Below are 18,409 nucleotides of genomic sequence, written 5' to 3' on the forward strand. Positions count from 1 at the left end.
CCTGGGGTACTAGCAGGTGTTCGTAACTGTCGTATTGTAGGCGTCGGTAATGGTTTCGGGCAGCCATTGGGCGTTGTAGCCGTAGTTTGCGGTATGACCAACAAGAGAGAAATTTGGATACCATAATTAAAAGTTTCATACAGACTACAGTTTGCTTTTTTCATTCAAATGAAAATTTTAACATTTTTGATAAGCGATTTATAAAATATAGAATTGCCAAATGTTCATCTTGGCAACAATATTCTTCGGTTCTCAATCCTCTTTCAGAATAGAATATATGCCATTTTTTATTTTCTTCAACAATACATAATGATTCATCATTTACTTCATTGATTGAGTAACTATCTTCTGGTACTCCTTTACTTTTAAGATATGAATTTAATTCATTAATTTTTAACATTTTCCTATTTTCACCTCTTCCAGATGCCCAGATTCTATATGATTTAACAGATTTTGGTAATTCATACTGTGTCCCTAATCCAATCTCTCCGAACAACGACATAATTTTACTTGCAGCTACATTATCAATTGATTTCAGTACCCTATATATGGTATAAGGCTTTAGATTAGAACCAGGAGGTAAGACTCTCATAGAGTATGGTATTCCTACTGGAGATACAGATTGTCTCCACCTGAAAGCCCAATCGGATCCTGATTCACAAACTGCCCGGCCTCAGGCTCGTAATATCTCATCAGGTTGTAATGCAGCCCGGTTTCTTTATCAAAGTATTGGTTTTGCAATCTGAACGGCTGATGCGCATCCTTTTAAACCCGCCCGTCCTTTTTCAGACGACCTCATGTGGTATATTCGCCGCACCATAACAGATTGCCGTGGATGTCGGTCATCTCTCTCAGTATGCCGAACGGGTCGTAGGCGTAGCGGCGGTTAAGTACGATACAAAAAAGGTCGTCTGAAAATATCGAATCTTACTTTTTATTTTTTTTCTTAGGATTTATTTCTTCTTTACGTTGCTTATAAAATTGCCAATATTTTTTGTCTTCCATAGAGAAAGGTATGTAACGTAGCTCATTATAAGTTAGGTCAAAATATTTATAGGCATTTTCCATATCACCTAGTTCGTAATAGATAATACCTGCCCATAGAAATGTACTGCCATCAGGAACTGTTTTTCGCGCCTCTAATGCAATATTTATCCATTCAAGTGCCTTAGAATAATCCTTTAACTCTTTAAATCTGCCAGAAATTTCAGAACATAGCCCACTAGTTGGGGTTACGAATTGAGTAGCAGGTTTTGGAATTAAATCCCAAGCCCTCATTAACTCATTAATCCTTTCCTGAAGAGTTTTAGCTTGTCTCGACTCACATATAATATTATTAATTTCACTATTTAACTCAGGATTAATATCAGATAAATACATGGTTTTCCTCCTTTTCCTAAACCTAGGATTTTTCTTTCGGCTATTACAATTTAAACCCTAAGGATCTAATCAAATAGATACATTCGGTGCAAACCAATAAAGGTTATCACAGCCATCCAACCCAATCGGATCCTGATTCACAAACCGTCCCGCATCAGGCTCATAATACCTGAAGAAGTTGTAGTGCAACCTCGTTTCACGATCGCAATACTGGTTTTGCAGGCGGAAGGTCTGGTATGCGCTATCCGTTAGCTGGGTTTTCTCTTTCAGACGCCCCCAGGCGATATATTCGCCGTACCACAACAGGTTGCCACCGCAAACGAATTCAGTGTCCTCTTCGAGGCTACCTGAAACTTCTTGACTGCTTTTCAGACTACCTCAAAGAGGTATCGAGACCGTCTGAAATAGTTTGAGTTTAAATAGTTTACTAAATTTGTTTTTTAAGAATTTTCTCTAAATAATCTGAAAAATTAGCTGCTAAAGTTAGCAATTCATCAGTATCATGATTGTAAATCATTACCGTTTTAGATGGGGAAATATAAATAGGATTTCCCCATCCATCGGTGCCAATTATTAAATTACTTTGACCATCTTTAAGATAATCGGAAAATTCTTTATTTAAATCAATAATTGTATCTTCCCCAAGAAATTCGGAATTATGTATTCCATATATTTGAGCATCCCTAATGACACCCCCCCCAAATCTCATTGTAAATTCTTTAAAATCGTCATCTAACTTGATATTAAGTGATTTCTCTACATTGAGGACCTCATCATCAGTTGTTGGCTTTCCTTGAGCGACTGGATTTTTTTGAAAGAAAGCAATTAACTGCTCTAAAACAAATTTGTTTAACATAAATACTCCTTATTAAACTAATAAGACTTACCTGCTTTTAGGTCTCTACGTCTTAACTCTTTTCTGGCTCTATATTTCCAATATTCTATACGGCAATTTCAAAAATCATGTCTGACACTGTCATTTCCTACACCTTTACCTTTTTGATTACCAATATGTTAGATAACTTTTACATTTATAGTGATTTTCCCAGCCGGTGTAGTTGCCGAACTACAACAAATTGCCATCCTTATCGGTCATATCGCGCGGGATGCCGATTTGGTCTCAGTGGAAGTGGAAGTAGTGGGTTTGTTGGCAGTTTTCGTAGTCTTCGCTGATGTGGTTTAGACAGGCGAAACCGCCTTCGTGCGTACCACAATGCTCTACGTCGGGATTGGAGGTTTCGTACGGGCTACGGCTTGCTATTTTGAATGGGTTATTTCTTCTACTCTCCCATCTTTTTTAGAAATAACTATATGGAAATTACCACCTAGTGCTTTTGGAGGGGCTCCATTAATGATCCAGACATCTTTCTCTTCAATAATACGATATGGTTTTTGATTTATTGAAACGGTATTTCCATATACGTTTTTTATGTATGTTTCAGCAAGATCAAGCGCCATATTTTTTGAACTGACTAACATATTGCTCTCCTTTTTGTCTAAAAAATCTTTTGCAAAAGCTGAAGTAAAACAAAGAAATACTAATATAGTAAAGAGACGGATTTTGTTCATCATTCTTTCCTTAATACCAAAATTTAAAAATCGATTGTGCTTGTGTAGGTAATGCAGTACTGCGCACACCCTATATCGGGATTGGAGGTTTCATGCGGGCTACGGCTACTTTTCTAGAAACCTTGGCTTATGTATTCGATTAACAAAATAATAAGTAGATTTAGGAATTACTTATTAACTTTTCGAGATATTCAATACTTCTGAATAAATAATGTTCACCTATTTGCTGTATCAAATTTGATGGACCCCCAAATAATATTTTTTCTAAATACTTTTTAAGAATTATAAGCTCATCTTTTTTTAAGAGATTTAAAGCATGAGTGATGTTTTCTGCGGTAGGTATATTTATAATAAATTCTTCTATATTTACTGGAATATCATCATTTCTAATACTATTACTGATGCTATCAATAATTTTAGGCATTAAATAATTTATTCCTTCTGGTGAAAAAAAGATAAATGGTACTAAATTATGTTCATCAATAATAATTTTCTCTATTGGGGTATATTCGTAATACTTAAATTCATCTTTAAATTCCTCTATTTTATAGATGTTTTCTCGATAAAGTTTTTTGAACAATCCTTTTTTAGGATAATCTCTATAAGGAATTTTCAAGAAGGGCATATTTATCTCCATTATGCTAGATAACTTTTACATTTATAGTGATTTTTCCATGCGATGTATTCGCCGAACCACAAGAGGTTGCCGTGGATGTCAGTCATCTCTCTCGGTATGCCGAACGGGTCGTAGGCGTAGCGGCGGTTAAGTACGGTACCAAATAGGTCATCTGAAAATATCGAATCTTACTTTTTGGTTTTTTTCTTAGGATTTTGTTCTTCTTTACGCTGCTTATAAAATTGCCAATATTTTTTGTCTTCCATAGAGAAAGGTGTGTAACGTAGCTCATTATAAGTTAGGTCAAAATATTTATAGGCATTTTCCATATCACCCAATTCGTAATAAACGATTCCTGTCCATATAAACACACCTGCTGCAGGTTCATCTTTTCGTGCCTCAAGTGCAATTAACATCCACTCAAGGGCTTTTTGATAATCACCTAATTTTTTATAATTTTCTGAAACACCACAGGCGATTGCCGAAGTAGGCTCAACGAACTGAGTGGCTGGTTTAGGTAAAAGTTCCCATGCTTGATTCAGAATATCAATACTTTCCTCCGGCGTAGTAGCATCATTTGAGTTACATACAAACTCATTGATTTTTTTGTTTAATTCATAATTTACTTGATCTAAATACATAATTTCTCCTTCTTATGTGCATTCTTTAAAGAGTATTTATTACCATGTTGGTCCGGTTGTGTACCTGTGCCAAGGGTTATAGCTATAGGAATCGGTGTAGATATAGGTATATCTACCATCCGGCTGAACTTTCTGCAAGAGGTAACTGCCGTCCCAAACAAATCCGGTTTCCTCTTCGAAGCCGTCTGAAACTTCTTCGTTTTTCAGACGGCCTTAATGTTTTATCAGGTTTCTATTAAATATGTAACTTATTATTTGTAATATCCCATTAGGTTTCTAATTTCTTTAGATTTCTTTTTATCGTGATATTCTTCAGATGTATAATGTTTTGCATCATATCCAAACTCATTTTTTATATTTGTTTTAGCTCCATTTTTTAAAAGAATTTCAATAATATCAAGATTTCCATGAAGACAAGCATTTTGAATAGGAGTGAAATTTAATTCACCTTGTTGATTGACATTTGCTCCATTTTCTATTAATAGAATAACATCTTTTTTAGATTGGGAATTAACTGCTAAATTTAATAATGTTTCTCCCATAGATCCTAAGTCATGTACGGAGGTTATAGGACTATGATTCAAAAAACTAGGGAAATCCCGATATTTAAAAAAAAGATTTTTCAAGGAATTATTCATAATTTAGCCTCATAAAGAATTTATTTAGTATATTCAGATTTTGCTTTTTCTTTTAAAGCATCTAGCCTATTTTAACAACCATTTATTTTGATTGTATGTCTCCAGGGTTACATTTTTCTGTCCCAATTAGTTATAACTCGATACATCTTTTGGCATGATTAATTTGCGCACTTAGAGTTGCGCATATAGACGCTTGAGGTGATACTGGAGTATCACAAAACCTTTTCGCTAGTTGATATTCTCGATCACGTTTATCAGATTTATTATTTTTTTATTTGCTTTGTTAAACAATTATTGTAACTTTGCAAAACACTCTAAAGGGATTTAATCCTAGAAAATCTACCCAATTTACGATACTAAATGCATAAGTATAAAAATTTGTACCTCCTAAATATTTAATAGGATCCTGATTCACAAACCGCCCGGCCTCTGGCTCGTAATAACGCATCAGGTTGTAATGCAGCCCCGTCTTACGGTCGACATATTGGTTCTGCAGGCGGAAGGGCTCGTATGCGCTATCTGTTACTTTGGTTTCGCTCTTTAGTTTTCCCCAACCGTAATAATCCCTGAGCCAAACCAGCTTACCGTCCTTATCAATCATCTCTCTCGGGATGCCGATTTGGTCGCAGTGGAAGTAGTGGGTTTGTTGGCGACTTTCGCCGTCGGCCAGTTCGCGGTGGATCAGGTTGCCGGTGCAGTCGTAGTAATAGGTCGTGCCGTGGTAGGTTTTAAGGCGGTCGAGTACGTCGTAGGCAAAGCGGTAGCACGTACTGTTTTCATTTGTGATAGCTAACCGACTATTTTCCCAGGCATACCTTTGTCAGTATTTTTTTGATAAAAATCATAAGAAAGGTCGTCTGAAGGTTATTTCAGACGACCTTAATATTTTGTTGGGTCTCGACCCAACTTACGCTTGCTACAGTTAATAAAATCAGATGAATGTATCAGAACACTTATGTAGTTTATATTTTTCCCAATGAAAATTACTAATATCGGCCTCTGAAGCATTCACTATCTTTGACTTGATAGAATATTCCATAAATTTTTTTCTTTGTTGAGTTAAGTCATCCTCATTTTCCCAGCAACTCATACATTCATCGCAACAGAAAAATAACTTATTAAAGTTAATGTTTTTTTTAATAATTAATCTTCCTTGTCCATCACATATAGGACATTCTTTAAACCAAAAATAATCAGTTTTTTTTCATATTGGATCTCCTGTAATAGATGTCTGCCTTCACATCGTCTTAAAATTTCTATTACGTAAACAATGCTAGAATTTTCTAGATATTACGATATTATGCAAGATATAGCTTGCATAAATTATTGTGCCAAATACCCTGTGTCATAATCTAAATCGTCAGTTTCCACAAACTCATCTAAGAAAAGATATATTTCTTCTATATCTACTTGAATTGGTATGTTTATTGCATAGAAATTTACATTAAATGCTTCATACTCACATCCAAGTTCTATTAGTTTAGTTAATATTTTATCTTTAAATTTCTGGTTTTCATTAAAGAAAACAATCCGCAATGTACTATTTTTACTATGAATTATAGTTTTATCATATAATAAATAATCTTCTTCCTTTTGTATTACACTAACAATATCACCTAAAGAGATTTCTTTGCTATAAAAAGGAATATTATTTATTTTAAGATAGCCTTCTTCAGTCACTTCTGCCCAAATGCTTTCCATAGATACTGGAGGATAACCATCAATTACTTCTAGATTAAAAAAAAGCTTTTTCATTTTAATTACCTTAAATAACCTTGCTAACTACTGTAGGATCTTGATTCGACCTTTAGGTTTATTTATAAGACCATTGTATCCCCAAATTTTGTATTTATGAACCCATTGATACAGTTGTCCAGAGTTAATACCCGCTACAATAGCTACTTCCCTTAAACCTTGATAGAATAATTCAATTGCTTTTCTTTTAAATTCATAACTATATCTCATTAAAATACCCCCTTTACTGGTTGTCCAGTAAAGGGGGTACATATCATAACCTAAAGGGCTTTCTAAATTGTGGCGGAGAGGGTGGGATTCGAACCCACGGCCCCTTGCGGAGTCACTGGTTTTCAAGACCAGCTCCTTAAACCACTCGGACACCTCTCCATAACGGTATTATTATATCAGATTGGCCCAATAATAAGCAATAACGTAATAGTTAAGCAAGTAAAAAAGCTGGCTCAAAGCCAGCTTTTTCATGTGTATTTGTTATTAAATTAATATTTCAACTATTTACTATTAAATTAAGTATTCACTAATTATCATAAATTAGAATAAATCTTTTTTCCACATACCAATGATAGCAATAATAGAGAATACTAATGCAACACCTATAACCTCATAGAATCCCTCTGGATCCTCTTGGAATGGCAATGGCACGTTTGTTCCCCACAAGCTAAATACGATTGTTGGCACCGCCATAGCAATAGTAAGGGTCGCCAACATTTTCATAACCAAGTTAAGGTTGTTAGAAATAATGGATGTGAAGGCGTTCATCATGTTCATCAAGATATTGGAGTACATTTCAACCATCTCGATGGCCTGTTTATTCTCGATAATAACGTCCTCTAGTAAGTCCTCATCCTCTTCGTACATCTTGAGAAGATGTTTATAGGAACTATGACCACGCAAGCGCAATAGTCGTTCCATAACGGTACCATTCGTGCGCAATGCAGAGGTAAAGTATGTCATGGATTTCTGTAATTCCAACAATTGGAAGAAGTCTTTATTCTTTGTAGTATGACGCAATTGGACTTCAATGTCGTCTGTACGACGGTTGATTTGTTGCAAGTAGCGCAAGAACATAGTTGCTGTGCGATACAAGATTTGGAATAAGAACCGCGTTTTTTTATATGTATAGAACGTAGAAATCTGATTAGAAATAAATGGATACAACACTTCAGACTCTTCTAAGCAGATAGTAATGAAGAAGTCTGGCGTCAAGAAAATACCAAGCGGTACTGTATCATACATATCGTTACCGCGGATAACCGGAATATTGATAACGATAAAGATGTAGTTATCCTCTAACTCCACGTGAGAACGTTCTTCCATATCGAGAGCAGTCTTTAAAACGTCCGTTGGGATTTCCGTCAAAATATTGATAAGGGATAACTCATCGGGGTCTGGGTTCACCAAATTTACCCAAGAACCTTTTGTGGCATCTGATACAGTGCTATCGGAAATTAACTCTTCTTCTATGTGTTTATACACCGTAATCATGCTATCCCTCCTTCCAACGAACTTATAGTAATCATCTAATAAATTATATACTATTTTATAGCTATTATTCAATTCAATTGTGAAAGTTTTGTGTATCTAGAACATACATATACAGTTTTATGTCTATTTATGATGTACAAATGTATGTCACGATATATTTTACAATTCATCATCTAATAAAAGTATCGTAAATGTTTAATTCACACAATAAAATAACCTCTAAGTTAGCCAATTACTAACCTAGAGGTTATTTATATCAGCCCTAATCATTCAGATCAGGATAATGTAATTTATTTCGTTCCTCTACAGAGCTATAAACTCTGCTTTCACCTAATTGCGGCGCAAGATACGAATAGAGTTCAAGATACAAAGGATGGATACGCCAGTATCACCAAATACTGCCCACCACATGGATGCGTAGCCCATAAGGCCAAGTGCCATGATGAGGATTTTAACAGCAATAGCGAACACTACGTTTTGCCATGCTACACGTAATGTCGCTTTGGACAAGTCAAGAACGTGTGCAATAGCAGTCAAAGATGAACGCATGAACACAACATCTGCTGCTTCGATAGCCGCATCAGCACCGCTACCCATCGCACCACCAACATCAGCACCAGCAAGCACTGGAGCATCGTTGATGCCGTCCCCTACGAACATGGTTGGACCATATTCAGAGCGAATATCTTGTACTACGGACAATTTATCTTGTGGCAACAACTGAGCGCGAACAGCACTTACACCAGTTTCTTTAGCGATGTAATTTGCACTTGCTTCAGCATCACCTGTAAGCATAACAGTTTTAATATCTTGACCATTAAGATTAGCAATCGCTTCAGCAGAGTCTGGGCGAGCTTCATCGGCGATGATGATACGACCTAAGTATGTATTACCTTCTGCCACAAGAACTTCTGTGCCATATTCAGCAACCTCTGTTGGATAGCCTTGCACATTATAGCGTTCCATAAGGCGGCGGTTACCAATAAGTACTTGTTGACCATCAGTCATACCCACCATACCTTCACCAGCTAACTCTTGAACGAAATCAGAAGGTTCCACTGTAAGGCCTTGATCTTTTGCTTCAGACACGATGCTTGTTGCGATTGGATGTGTAGAAACGGCTTCGATAGCTGCCGCCATGGATAACAATTGACTGGAACTTACATGAGAGCCTACAGTTTCTACGCTGTGAACTTTAAACTCACCAGATGTGATAGTACCAGTTTTATCAAGAGCTACTGCTTTCACATTAGCCAACGCCTCGATAACTCTACCACCTTTTAACAAGATACCGTGTTTAGACGCATTGCCGATACCGGAGAAGAACGCGAGTGGCACGCTAAGCACCAATGCACATGGGCAAGAAATAACGAGGAATGTTAAGGCTGTGTAGATCCATTTATGCCATTCACCTGTAATAAGGGATGGGATAATTGCAACAGCAAGAGCAAGGAATACAACGATTGGAGTGTACACGCGAGCAAAACGCGTAATGAAACGGTCGATTTTAGGTTTAGAAGATGCTGCATTTTCCACGGCATCAAGAATTTTAGTAACCATGGATTCTTCAAGAACCTTATCTACACGCATCGTAATGCGACCAGATTCATTGATGCAACCAGACATAAGTTGAGTACCAGGTACGGCGCGAACAGGAACAGGCTCACCTGTTACAGGCGCTGTGTTAACGCGAGTTTCACCTTCAAGAACTGTACCATCTAGAGGGATTAAATCGCCAGGACGAACTTCGATAGTCCAGCCTACTTCAACCTTTTCAGGAGCCATAACTACGATTTCACCACCGCAGTCTGTATCTACAACGCGCACCTCTTGAGGACGCATATCAACAGCGTTCATGATTTCTGTACGACTACGATCTGTTGCTTTTTCTTCGAAGAACTCACCAATACGGTAAAACAAGATAACGCCTACGGCTTCAGGCAATGCATCGATAGCAATAGCACCCAATGTAGCGATAGACATCAAGAAGTTTTCATCAAATACTTCACCTTTTAGGATATTACGACCTGCGATGCGCAATACTGGGAACGCAAGAAGAATATAGGCAATATAGTAAATTGGAGTTTCGATAGACTCTGGCAAGCTGATGGACGGAACAACTGTAGTCAATGCTTCGTAAGCCATAAACAATAGGCCTGCTATGATAACTGCAATTGTTACTGCCTCACTGCCGTGGTCGTGATCATGACCATGGTCATCCACAGCCGCTTTAGATTTACGTTCATAATCTGCTACGGTTACGCCCTCTTCGATGGCATCACAAATGTCTTGAATGTCACGTTTAAGAGCTTCACGGTCTTCCCAAGAGCCGGTTAATTTTAATTGATGTGTAGCAAGTGTGAAATTGGCAGTCTCTACCACATCCATTTTACGGATACGATCTTCAATTTTTGCTGCGCAGTTCGGACAGTTCAAATTCTTCAATAACAATGTTTCTTCCATGATATCTCCTTTGATAATAGTGAAAGCTTCTATCCTGTATTGTAAGTTAATAGGTAATATTTTTCTAATACTTATTAGACATATCTTGTTTCATATTTTGTTATATATGTTCCTAAACATTTTTCATCAGATATTTTATTTATATGAATACCTGTTCATACGTTTATTTTAATAGAAGATATGGTGTATGTCAAGAAGAATTATCAAAATATCTATGATAATAAACAATAGTAAAATAGCCTATACTCATCATACATGAGCATAGGCCAAATCTATATTTCTTCACTTTACAATTTACTTTACTGAGTTTCTTTATTTGATTACTTTACCAATTACATTAGTGTTATTATTATCAACTCTTCAAAGGTTCTTATTCAAAAGGGTTCTTATTCAAAAAGATTAATTTCCTTTATATCTTTAAAAGCAATGGCTACGCCCTCAATAGATAGACTATGTGCAGGTTTACCTATCGCCTCGATAGTCCCTACTAATTCCGTATAGCAATGACCTGTATAATAAAGCACTCGTACAAAATCCCCTTCCACCAAGGATTGTATAGTACGGTTTAATTCCTCTATTTGATCCTCCGATAGCTCTACACGATTCTCTTTAGGCCGTGCCACCGCTGCCAGTAATACTTCAAATCCCTTTAATGCCGCAAAGGGCATAAATTGTTTCGCCCGTTGTAAACGAGACATACGATGTTTCATTAGTTTATTCCCCATTATGGCCACCTACCAAGGTATTTCTAAAGCGCATTGTCCCTTCATCTTGCAAGCTAGAGGCACGTAGAATAGAGTTTTTGCCGAACTGTTCCTTGATAGATAACATCGCCTCATGTACTTGCCGCTCCTTTTCCTCTTCCTCCGTCGCAAGAGAGCTGAATAAATCTACCTCCTGAGGTATAGCAGAGCGATTGACTAAATCCTCAAAGCTTACGCCTATACGCCGTATAAGTTCATTTTTATGGCAATGTTGTTCATATAATTTAATTACTGCCGTCGTTAATGCTTGCAATGAATCAGTGTACTGTTTAAGCTTTTTAGAACCTCCAGTAGAGCGCACCATTTCATCTGCATAGCCAATATGAACATGAATATGGTTCGTAACCCCTTTGATTTGTAAAAGCTCTAGCACCAAGGACTCCACCATTTCCCGCATAGGCACGTGCGCCTCTTCATAGGTATAGTTACGCAACAAAATCTGGCTATGCGAGATAGAATGCTTAATAGGACGATACGCATGAATATCTGCAATCGTACACGGCTCACGGCCCCAAGCATGATCAATGATGAGCTCGGCGTTAACGCCAAACTCCTTATATAGCTTAGCCTCTGGAACCATGGTGATACCATGCAAATCATACGCTCCATATTTATGTAAGCGGTTGGCTATGCCCTTACCAATCTGCCAAATGTCGGTCAAGGGCTGATGATACCAAATTTTCTCTTTAAAGAGGCTTTCATCAAGATACCCTATAAAATCAGGCGCATGTTTTGCGAGAATATCGAGGGCAACCTTGGCGAGGAATAAATTTGTGCCGATCCCAACAGTGGCATAAATCTTAGTCGCCTCTAGCACCGCGTCAAGTAGCATCTGCGCCAGCTCTCGAGGCATTTTCTTGTAGAGCGGTAAGTAAGGCGTAATATCGATAAAATACTCGTCGATAGAGTATACATGTACATCCTCAGGTGCCACATACTTGAGTAAAGTCCCGTAAATCTCAGCAGACGCCTGCATATACCGCTTCATATGAGGCTTCACCGTCAAATACTCAATGTGCGGAGGAATCTCAAAAAGACGACTGCGATTCTTAACACCTAACTTTTTTAAGGCCGGTGAAATGGCCAATGTAATAGCCCCTTTGCCACGAGACCCATCGGCCACCACCAAAGGCGTTGTAAACGGATCCAGCCCCAAATCGGCGCACTCCACAGACGCGTAAAAACTCTTCAAATCAATGCACATATACATCCGATCCGTATCAGCTGAACCCATACAAACACCTCCTTAAACCGCTAAATACCTGAAGTTTATAAGAATTACAAGAAGAATAATTTCTATGATTAGTATAACAAAAATACGGAGTATTTTCAAACATATGTTTGTTATTATAAAGATAAATTTATAGAAAATAAAAAGCACCTAACACTAGATATATAATCTAATATTAGATGCCCATATATTTAACACATAATTAAATATAGCTATTTATTTCTCTCAAACAAAATCCAACATCCTCAAAAATACCCATATCCCTAATGCAATTGAAGCAAGGCCATACACAATAGTTACCCTTACATTATCTATACTTACTTCTCCATTTTTTGCAAGCACACCTGTCGGACTAAATAAAACTACAGGTCCACCGATTGGCCCAAAAGAAATATAAAACTCTACACTTTCAGCAGTATGAATCTCACCATTCAAGATATACTTAATATCATAACCGTAAATATATTTATCCATACCACGAGCTACAAATGGTATTTCATTTATAACTCGTGGAAGTATAGACACAATCGTTACTGGAGTTCCATTGCGACGCAATACAAATCGTCTGATAATTAAATACAATCCACTAAGTATTAGCCCAAAAGCCACACAATAAAAGTAAAATACAAAAAACTCCATGCCTCTATCCATCACATACTCCTCTCCCAACAATACAATGAAAATTATTGAGTGCCACTATATTGATGGGACTTATTTTCGGTAATGTAATACAAAAAGAGCACCACCTATTGAGGGGCGACTTACGCGTCGTTTGGAGCCACGAGATAGGTGGTGCTTTTTTGTAACTAAGTTGTCGAAATAAAGTCGGGCCCCATCAATATAGGCACACCCACGATAGTTTTCATTATTGTTCCGGCCCCATATCTCGGAATTCCACGTCTCTAAATTGTGTTAATTCCCCAATGAATTGGAGTTCCACGGTACCGACGGAGCCATTACGGTGCTTACGAATGAGGACTTCTGCGTTGTCCCCTTTTTCGGAGTTTTCATCGTAATATTTATCGCGGTACAAGAAGATAACGATATCCGCATCTTGTTCAAGAGAACCAGATTCACGAAGGTCAGAAAGTACAGGCCGTTTATCTGGTCTGCTTTCAACACTACGAGACAACTGAGACAAGGCGATGAGCGGCACATTGAACTCACGAGCGATCAATTTGAGGTTACGAGAGATTTCAGATACCTCTTGTTGACGGTTCTCACTACCCTTGCCGGAGTTACGGCCTTGCATCAACTGAATATAGTCGACGATAACGAGATCGAGACCATGTTCCACCTTAAGACGGCGCAATTTAGAGCGCATATCTTGTACGGTAAGGCCCGGCGTATCATCAATAAAGAGCTTGGATTTGCTCATGCGGTCCGCAGCGGCGATAACCTTTTCCCAGTCAGTAGGGTCCATGTTCGCACGGCGCAATTTTTCAGAACTCACACCTGCCACGGAGGATAGAATACGACCAACGAGCTGTTCCTTACCCATTTCTAAGGAGAAGAACGCTACCGTCTTGTCGTACAACATCGTTACGTTTTGAGCAATATTCAAGGTGAAAGCCGTTTTCCCCATCGCAGGACGGGCTGCTACGAGGATGAGGTCAGATTTTTGTAGACCATTAAATACATGGTCTACATCCTTAAAGCCTGTTGGAACGCCTGTAATAGCACCATCATGCTGTTGCAATGCATTTAGCTTATCTAGATTGGATAATACTACCTCACCAATAGGCGCAAAGGTTGATTCAGACTGTGTTTGACCACTTACATCTAGTACCATTTGCTCAGCCTTATTGAGAATAGCCGTTGGTTCATCTTCACCAGCATACGTCATACCTACGATTTTGTTCCCTGCATCGATAAGGCGGCGCAACTGAGCTTTTTCGCTAATGATCTTCGCATGTTCCTCTACATTGTAGGACACAGATTCATTGGCGAGAGATGTAATATAAGCAAGACCACCTACCGCATCGAGTCGCTTGCGACGGTCTAACTCTTCACCTACAGTAATGAAGTCTGCCGTCTTGTTAGCATGCACAATTTCTAAGATGGCATCATAAATAATACGATGCGCATCGCGGTAAAAGTCTTCAGATTTTAGAATACTCGTCACTGTATCAACAACAGCGCCCGAGTTGGATCCATTCGTTAATAAAGCCCCCAAAACGGCTTTTTCCGCATCTAGATTATGCGGTGGAATGCGTACATCCATGATAATCCCCTTTACAAAACCACTATGGATAAAAGAATTCACCATACTCAAAGAGCATGGTGAACACTATTATTCAGCTACTACGTTAACCTTGATAGTACTTGTAATTTCAGGATGAACACGAACGAGTACGTCATGTACGCCTAATGTTTTCAATGGTTCTTTAATTTCGATTTTCTTTTTATCGATATCTACTTTGTATTGCGCTTTAGCTGCGTCGGAAATATCTTTTGCAGTAACGGAACCAAATACACGGCCTTCTTCACCCATGCGAACTTTTACAGTTACTTCAACCTTAGCCAATTGAGCTGCCAAGATTTTAGCCTCGTCATTGGCAACAGCTTTATTGTGAGCGATGGATTCTTGCTTTTGTTTCGCATTATTTACGTTAGTTGCTGTACCTTCAAGGCCAAGACCTTTTTTGATTAATACATTACGGCCATATGCATCGCTAACTTCAACGATTTCGCCTTTTTTACCAACTTTTTTAACGTCTTCTAACAATACTACTTTCATTGTTCTTCCTCCTCTTTCTCTGCGGAATGAAGGGCTTCAAGAGCATGGTCTAAGATAGCCTTCTTCGCTTCCTCTATCGTCATACCTTGTAATTGGGCACCAGCCACGGTTCTGTGACCACCGCCACCCAAGGCTTCCATTACAACCTGTACATTTACCTTGCCTTTGGATCGAGCACTAACGCCGATACCGCCGTCATTCAAGGAATACAGTACAAAGGCTGCTTCAATATCTTCATTACTGATGAGCATGTCTGCACTTTGTGCAGCTAATGCCATCATATCCTTCAAACCTTCAGGAGCTACAGAAATAGCAATTCCTTCAGTTCGATTGGCTTCAAATACCATTTTAGCACGCAATTGAACAGAATCGAAGGTTTCAATAAATAATTGTTTAACACGTTCAATATCTGCCCCTGCACGGCGTAAGAATGCGGCCGCTTCAAAGGTACGTGCCCCAGTTTGTTGCACAAAGTTCTTCGTATCAAGCACGATACCCGCATAAATGCCTGTAGCTTCTGCTTTTGAAAGTTTTACACCACCACCTGCGTATTGTACAAGCTCTGTAACAAGCTCAGATGTAGATGATGCAGTTGGTTCCAAGTATGTAAGCAATGGGTTTTCTACGAAGTCCGCTGCACGACGATGATGATCGATAACGATGCGTCGTTCAGAAATTTCAAGAGCCTCTTGAGCTGCGACCATTTCTTGGCGATGTGTATCACATACAATGGTGAGCGTATTAGCATCTACCCAAGCTTTTGCCGCTTCAGGAGTAATAATATGTTCTGTCCAGAACTCATCCTCTTTCAGAACAGTCACCATTTTATCAATGGCGCTCGTTTCCTTTGAAAGTACGATGCGTAATTCTTTACCCAAGGTACGCGCAATAGCTACAACACCGACAATGCCACCTAACGCATCATAGTCTTCACGCTTATGACCCATCACAAGGATTTTATCGGAATCAAGCATAAGCTCATGTAAAGCTTGCGATACAACACGAGCACGAACACGGGTATTCTTCTCAACACCAGCTGTATTGCCCCCAAAGAATCGGGTACTTTCACCATCCATAATACACACTTGGTCACCACCGCGACCTAATGCAATATCTAAGGCGGCGCGAGCACGACTAGAAACCTCTTTTACAGAGCCTACGTTCTCGCTAATCCCGATAGAAATCGTTGCAGGCACTTGACGGGGTGAAGGCAATTTACGGATTCTCTCAAGGATTTTAAACCCATCTTCCTCCATCGCATGAAGTGCACCACGAGAAATAGCAAAGGTATACATATCATCTTGGAAGTTACGAATGAAGCCTTCTTGTCTATCAATTTCATCCATAATAATGTTATTAATATCTGTCCAAACGCTAGTATACTCGCGGTCACTAAGACCTTTTGTCAATTCTTCGAGATTATCGATTTGAATCATGCCCCACACAGGCTGATTTTCTTCGGCTTTAATACGGGCCTTTTCTAAGTCTGTAATATTCTTAAAGTAAAGAGCCATTACTGCATGCTCTGCCAATTCATCTTCACTATGAATATCTGGTCGTGCATCACGAGGATCAATGAATTTGTAAATAATTTGGAAATACTTATCTCCATACTGTTCCGTCATAAATCCAGATTTTCCCCAGATTTTATCAATACGGAAGCCAGGCATAAGAGCAGACATTTTTTGAAGTTTATTCCAGTCTACCTTAACCCAGTCTGCAAAGACACTATTATTCCATACGAGGGTACCTTGTTTATTAACAAGAGCAATCCCCATTGGCAAGTTTTGTAAGGCAAAGTTCGAAGCTTGTGTGACGTTTTTCATCATCGCCCCAAACTGTTCCCTTGCTAAACGACGCCGGTTATGAATGGTGTTATAGTTAACCAAATACGCCGCTACCACGATAATTAAAGCTAGAATTGCAATGGCCCAATTTAGATAGGCCAACAATAATAACAATAATACGATAACGGTAATAATGGTAATTTCTAAACCTTCCCATTTCCGTTGAAAGGATTTCATAACGGCCTCCTTTCTATTACTATTGACGCGCTTTGTAACGTGTCCGTAAATCTAAAAACATATCTATGACACCAAATATAGCTAATGCTTGTCCAAAGAAAAAGGCATACACACCTAGCAGTATCCACTTCAATTTATTACTCATGCGGTAACTACTCATCAAATCTGCTAAAGCTGCAAAACCATGAATAGAACACATAGAGCTACCAAGGAGTAATACATTAGTACTAATGGCTATGACCCAGGAAGAGTCCATATTGATATGCGGCGTACCATATATACCAATAATACCTAAAGCGTATAGCCCTGCACTCCAGACAGGCATCCTCCATTCTTCAATTGGTAAAAATCGAGGTATGGAGATACGTAATCGCTTACCTAGCCATATAGATATCTGAATAGTTATATAACTATATGAAACTGCCGCTATAGCTACAGCCACAAAAAACGCATCTTTCAAACCAGTAGCAAGCTTATCTATATTTTTCACAAATAAATCAGCTTGTTCCTGTGTGATATTAGGATTCGTCTGTAATGCTTGATCAGCAATCATACGGGCTTGCTCAGTCATCTGTGTATCTATCATTGATAGAGTAATACCAGATACATATACTTGTGCCATTAAAGTTACTAATACAGCAACAAACATAGCAATACTAGGGAGTAGTAGTCGCTTAATCGTCCCTAAAGAAAGACGATTTCCTTCTCCTACCCCTACACCTACCGCAGCAAATAAGCCAACAGGTATACCATTCCATGGTCCAAACAAAACTACCGCTAAGAAAGTAGTAACAACAGCTGCCGATATACTATACTTGCGACCCCATTTTGTTCCAATTATGCCAATGGCTGCAGGTGTAACAAAAAATGATAAAAAAGCGAAAGCTGGTAAATACACACTAACAGCACTAAGGATGACACCTATAGCACTAACAAATCCTGTTTCTACCATCGCTCTTGTATTTGTTTGTTTCATAAATCTCCATTCTAAATAAAAGAAGATAGATTAATTGGTATCTTTTAATTATAACAGTTTAAAAAGGTAACTTCAAATACCCTATATAGTAGACAAATGCGATGACACCGCTATTTATAGTAGATTC

At 38.4% G+C, this 18,409-nt stretch carries 20 protein-coding genes, 1 tRNA gene and 2 pseudogenes; all 23 read right to left on the reverse strand.

The window, feature by feature from the left end; all coding sequences use genetic code 11:
• Positions 1 to 160: 160 nt before the first annotated feature.
• Positions 161 to 607 (reverse strand): annotated as a pseudogene (locus VEIS1202513_RS08705) (TNT domain-containing protein); the annotation flags it as partial.
• Positions 607 to 747 (reverse strand): annotated as a pseudogene (locus tag VEIS1202513_RS08710) (RHS repeat-associated core domain-containing protein); the annotation flags it as partial. The pseudogenes VEIS1202513_RS08710 and VEIS1202513_RS08705, both read right to left, overlap by 1 nt.
• Before the next feature lie 180 nt (positions 748 to 927).
• The gene (locus tag VEIS1202513_RS08715; RefSeq protein ID WP_105093672.1) at positions 928 to 1,380 is read right to left on the reverse strand and encodes a hypothetical protein; all 453 of its coding nucleotides are present in this window, start codon (positions 1,378 to 1,380) and stop codon (positions 928 to 930) included.
• Between the two features lie 69 nt (positions 1,381 to 1,449).
• A complete protein-coding gene (locus tag VEIS1202513_RS08720; protein WP_206602786.1) occupies positions 1,450 to 1,683 on the reverse strand; it encodes an RHS repeat-associated core domain-containing protein in 234 nt (77 codons plus the stop codon).
• Positions 1,684 to 1,807: 124 nt separating this feature from the next.
• Complete coding sequence (locus VEIS1202513_RS08725; RefSeq protein ID WP_213467326.1) at positions 1,808 to 2,236, reverse strand: SMI1/KNR4 family protein; 429 nt, start codon at positions 2,234 to 2,236, stop codon at positions 1,808 to 1,810.
• A gap of 401 nt (positions 2,237 to 2,637) precedes the next feature.
• The gene (locus VEIS1202513_RS08730) at positions 2,638 to 2,952 is read right to left on the reverse strand and encodes an NTF2 fold immunity protein (RefSeq protein WP_105093675.1); all 315 of its coding nucleotides are present in this window, start codon (positions 2,950 to 2,952) and stop codon (positions 2,638 to 2,640) included.
• A gap of 157 nt (positions 2,953 to 3,109) precedes the next feature.
• Positions 3,110 to 3,574 (reverse strand): hypothetical protein, encoded by a 465-nt coding sequence (locus VEIS1202513_RS08735; protein ID WP_206602787.1) that lies wholly within the window; start codon positions 3,572 to 3,574, stop codon positions 3,110 to 3,112.
• An 11-nt stretch (positions 3,575 to 3,585) separates the two neighbouring features.
• On the reverse strand, positions 3,586 to 3,672 hold the full coding sequence (locus VEIS1202513_RS08740) for a hypothetical protein (protein ID WP_371732235.1): 87 nt from the start codon (positions 3,670 to 3,672) through the stop codon (positions 3,586 to 3,588).
• Between the two features lie 81 nt (positions 3,673 to 3,753).
• Positions 3,754 to 4,206 (reverse strand): tetratricopeptide repeat protein, encoded by a 453-nt coding sequence (locus VEIS1202513_RS08745; protein ID WP_213467327.1) that lies wholly within the window; start codon positions 4,204 to 4,206, stop codon positions 3,754 to 3,756.
• 251 nt (positions 4,207 to 4,457) lie between these two features.
• Positions 4,458 to 4,844: an ankyrin repeat domain-containing protein gene (locus tag VEIS1202513_RS08750; protein ID WP_244856253.1), complete on the reverse strand. Its 387-nt coding sequence runs from the start codon at positions 4,842 to 4,844 to the stop codon at positions 4,458 to 4,460.
• Positions 4,845 to 5,127: 283 nt separating this feature from the next.
• Entirely contained in the window at positions 5,128 to 5,529 is a 402-nt protein-coding gene (locus VEIS1202513_RS08755; protein WP_371732236.1) for an RHS repeat domain-containing protein, read from the reverse strand.
• A gap of 638 nt (positions 5,530 to 6,167) precedes the next feature.
• On the reverse strand, positions 6,168 to 6,599 hold the full coding sequence (locus VEIS1202513_RS08760; protein ID WP_105085128.1) for a DUF4265 domain-containing protein: 432 nt from the start codon (positions 6,597 to 6,599) through the stop codon (positions 6,168 to 6,170).
• A 27-nt stretch (positions 6,600 to 6,626) separates the two neighbouring features.
• Positions 6,627 to 6,809 (reverse strand): helix-turn-helix domain-containing protein, encoded by a 183-nt coding sequence (locus VEIS1202513_RS08765; RefSeq protein WP_233187859.1) that lies wholly within the window; start codon positions 6,807 to 6,809, stop codon positions 6,627 to 6,629.
• A 70-nt stretch (positions 6,810 to 6,879) separates the two neighbouring features.
• A tRNA-Ser gene (locus VEIS1202513_RS08770) sits at positions 6,880 to 6,968 on the reverse strand.
• 162 nt (positions 6,969 to 7,130) lie between these two features.
• On the reverse strand, positions 7,131 to 8,084 hold the full coding sequence (locus VEIS1202513_RS08775) for a magnesium transporter CorA family protein (RefSeq protein WP_105085129.1): 954 nt from the start codon (positions 8,082 to 8,084) through the stop codon (positions 7,131 to 7,133).
• Positions 8,085 to 8,414: 330 nt separating this feature from the next.
• Positions 8,415 to 10,547, reverse strand: coding sequence for a heavy metal translocating P-type ATPase (locus VEIS1202513_RS08780; RefSeq protein ID WP_213467329.1), 2,133 nt, complete (start codon positions 10,545 to 10,547; stop codon positions 8,415 to 8,417).
• A gap of 386 nt (positions 10,548 to 10,933) precedes the next feature.
• Positions 10,934 to 11,257, reverse strand: coding sequence for a YolD-like family protein (locus tag VEIS1202513_RS08785; RefSeq protein WP_213467990.1), 324 nt, complete (start codon positions 11,255 to 11,257; stop codon positions 10,934 to 10,936).
• 4 nt (positions 11,258 to 11,261) lie between these two features.
• Positions 11,262 to 12,545, reverse strand: a complete 1,284-nt coding sequence (locus tag VEIS1202513_RS08790) for a Y-family DNA polymerase (RefSeq protein WP_213467330.1) — start codon at positions 12,543 to 12,545, stop codon at positions 11,262 to 11,264.
• Positions 12,546 to 12,767: 222 nt separating this feature from the next.
• Positions 12,768 to 13,193 (reverse strand): hypothetical protein, encoded by a 426-nt coding sequence (locus VEIS1202513_RS08795; protein ID WP_213467331.1) that lies wholly within the window; start codon positions 13,191 to 13,193, stop codon positions 12,768 to 12,770.
• A gap of 214 nt (positions 13,194 to 13,407) precedes the next feature.
• Positions 13,408 to 14,766, reverse strand: coding sequence for a replicative DNA helicase (gene dnaB / locus VEIS1202513_RS08800; RefSeq protein WP_213467332.1), 1,359 nt, complete (start codon positions 14,764 to 14,766; stop codon positions 13,408 to 13,410).
• A gap of 69 nt (positions 14,767 to 14,835) precedes the next feature.
• Positions 14,836 to 15,282 (reverse strand): 50S ribosomal protein L9, encoded by a 447-nt coding sequence (rplI, locus tag VEIS1202513_RS08805; protein ID WP_213467333.1) that lies wholly within the window; start codon positions 15,280 to 15,282, stop codon positions 14,836 to 14,838.
• A complete protein-coding gene (locus tag VEIS1202513_RS08810) occupies positions 15,279 to 17,306 on the reverse strand; it encodes a DHH family phosphoesterase (RefSeq protein ID WP_213467334.1) in 2,028 nt (675 codons plus the stop codon). Before VEIS1202513_RS08810 ends, rplI begins: the two co-directional genes overlap by 4 nt.
• 19 nt (positions 17,307 to 17,325) lie before the next feature.
• Entirely contained in the window at positions 17,326 to 18,282 is a 957-nt protein-coding gene (locus tag VEIS1202513_RS08815; RefSeq protein ID WP_213467335.1) for a DUF2232 domain-containing protein, read from the reverse strand.
• Positions 18,283 to 18,409 lie beyond the last annotated feature (127 nt).

The sequence above is a fragment of the Veillonella orientalis genome, from assembly GCF_018406505.1.
Lineage (GTDB): Bacteria > Bacillota > Negativicutes > Veillonellales > Veillonellaceae > Veillonella > Veillonella nakazawae.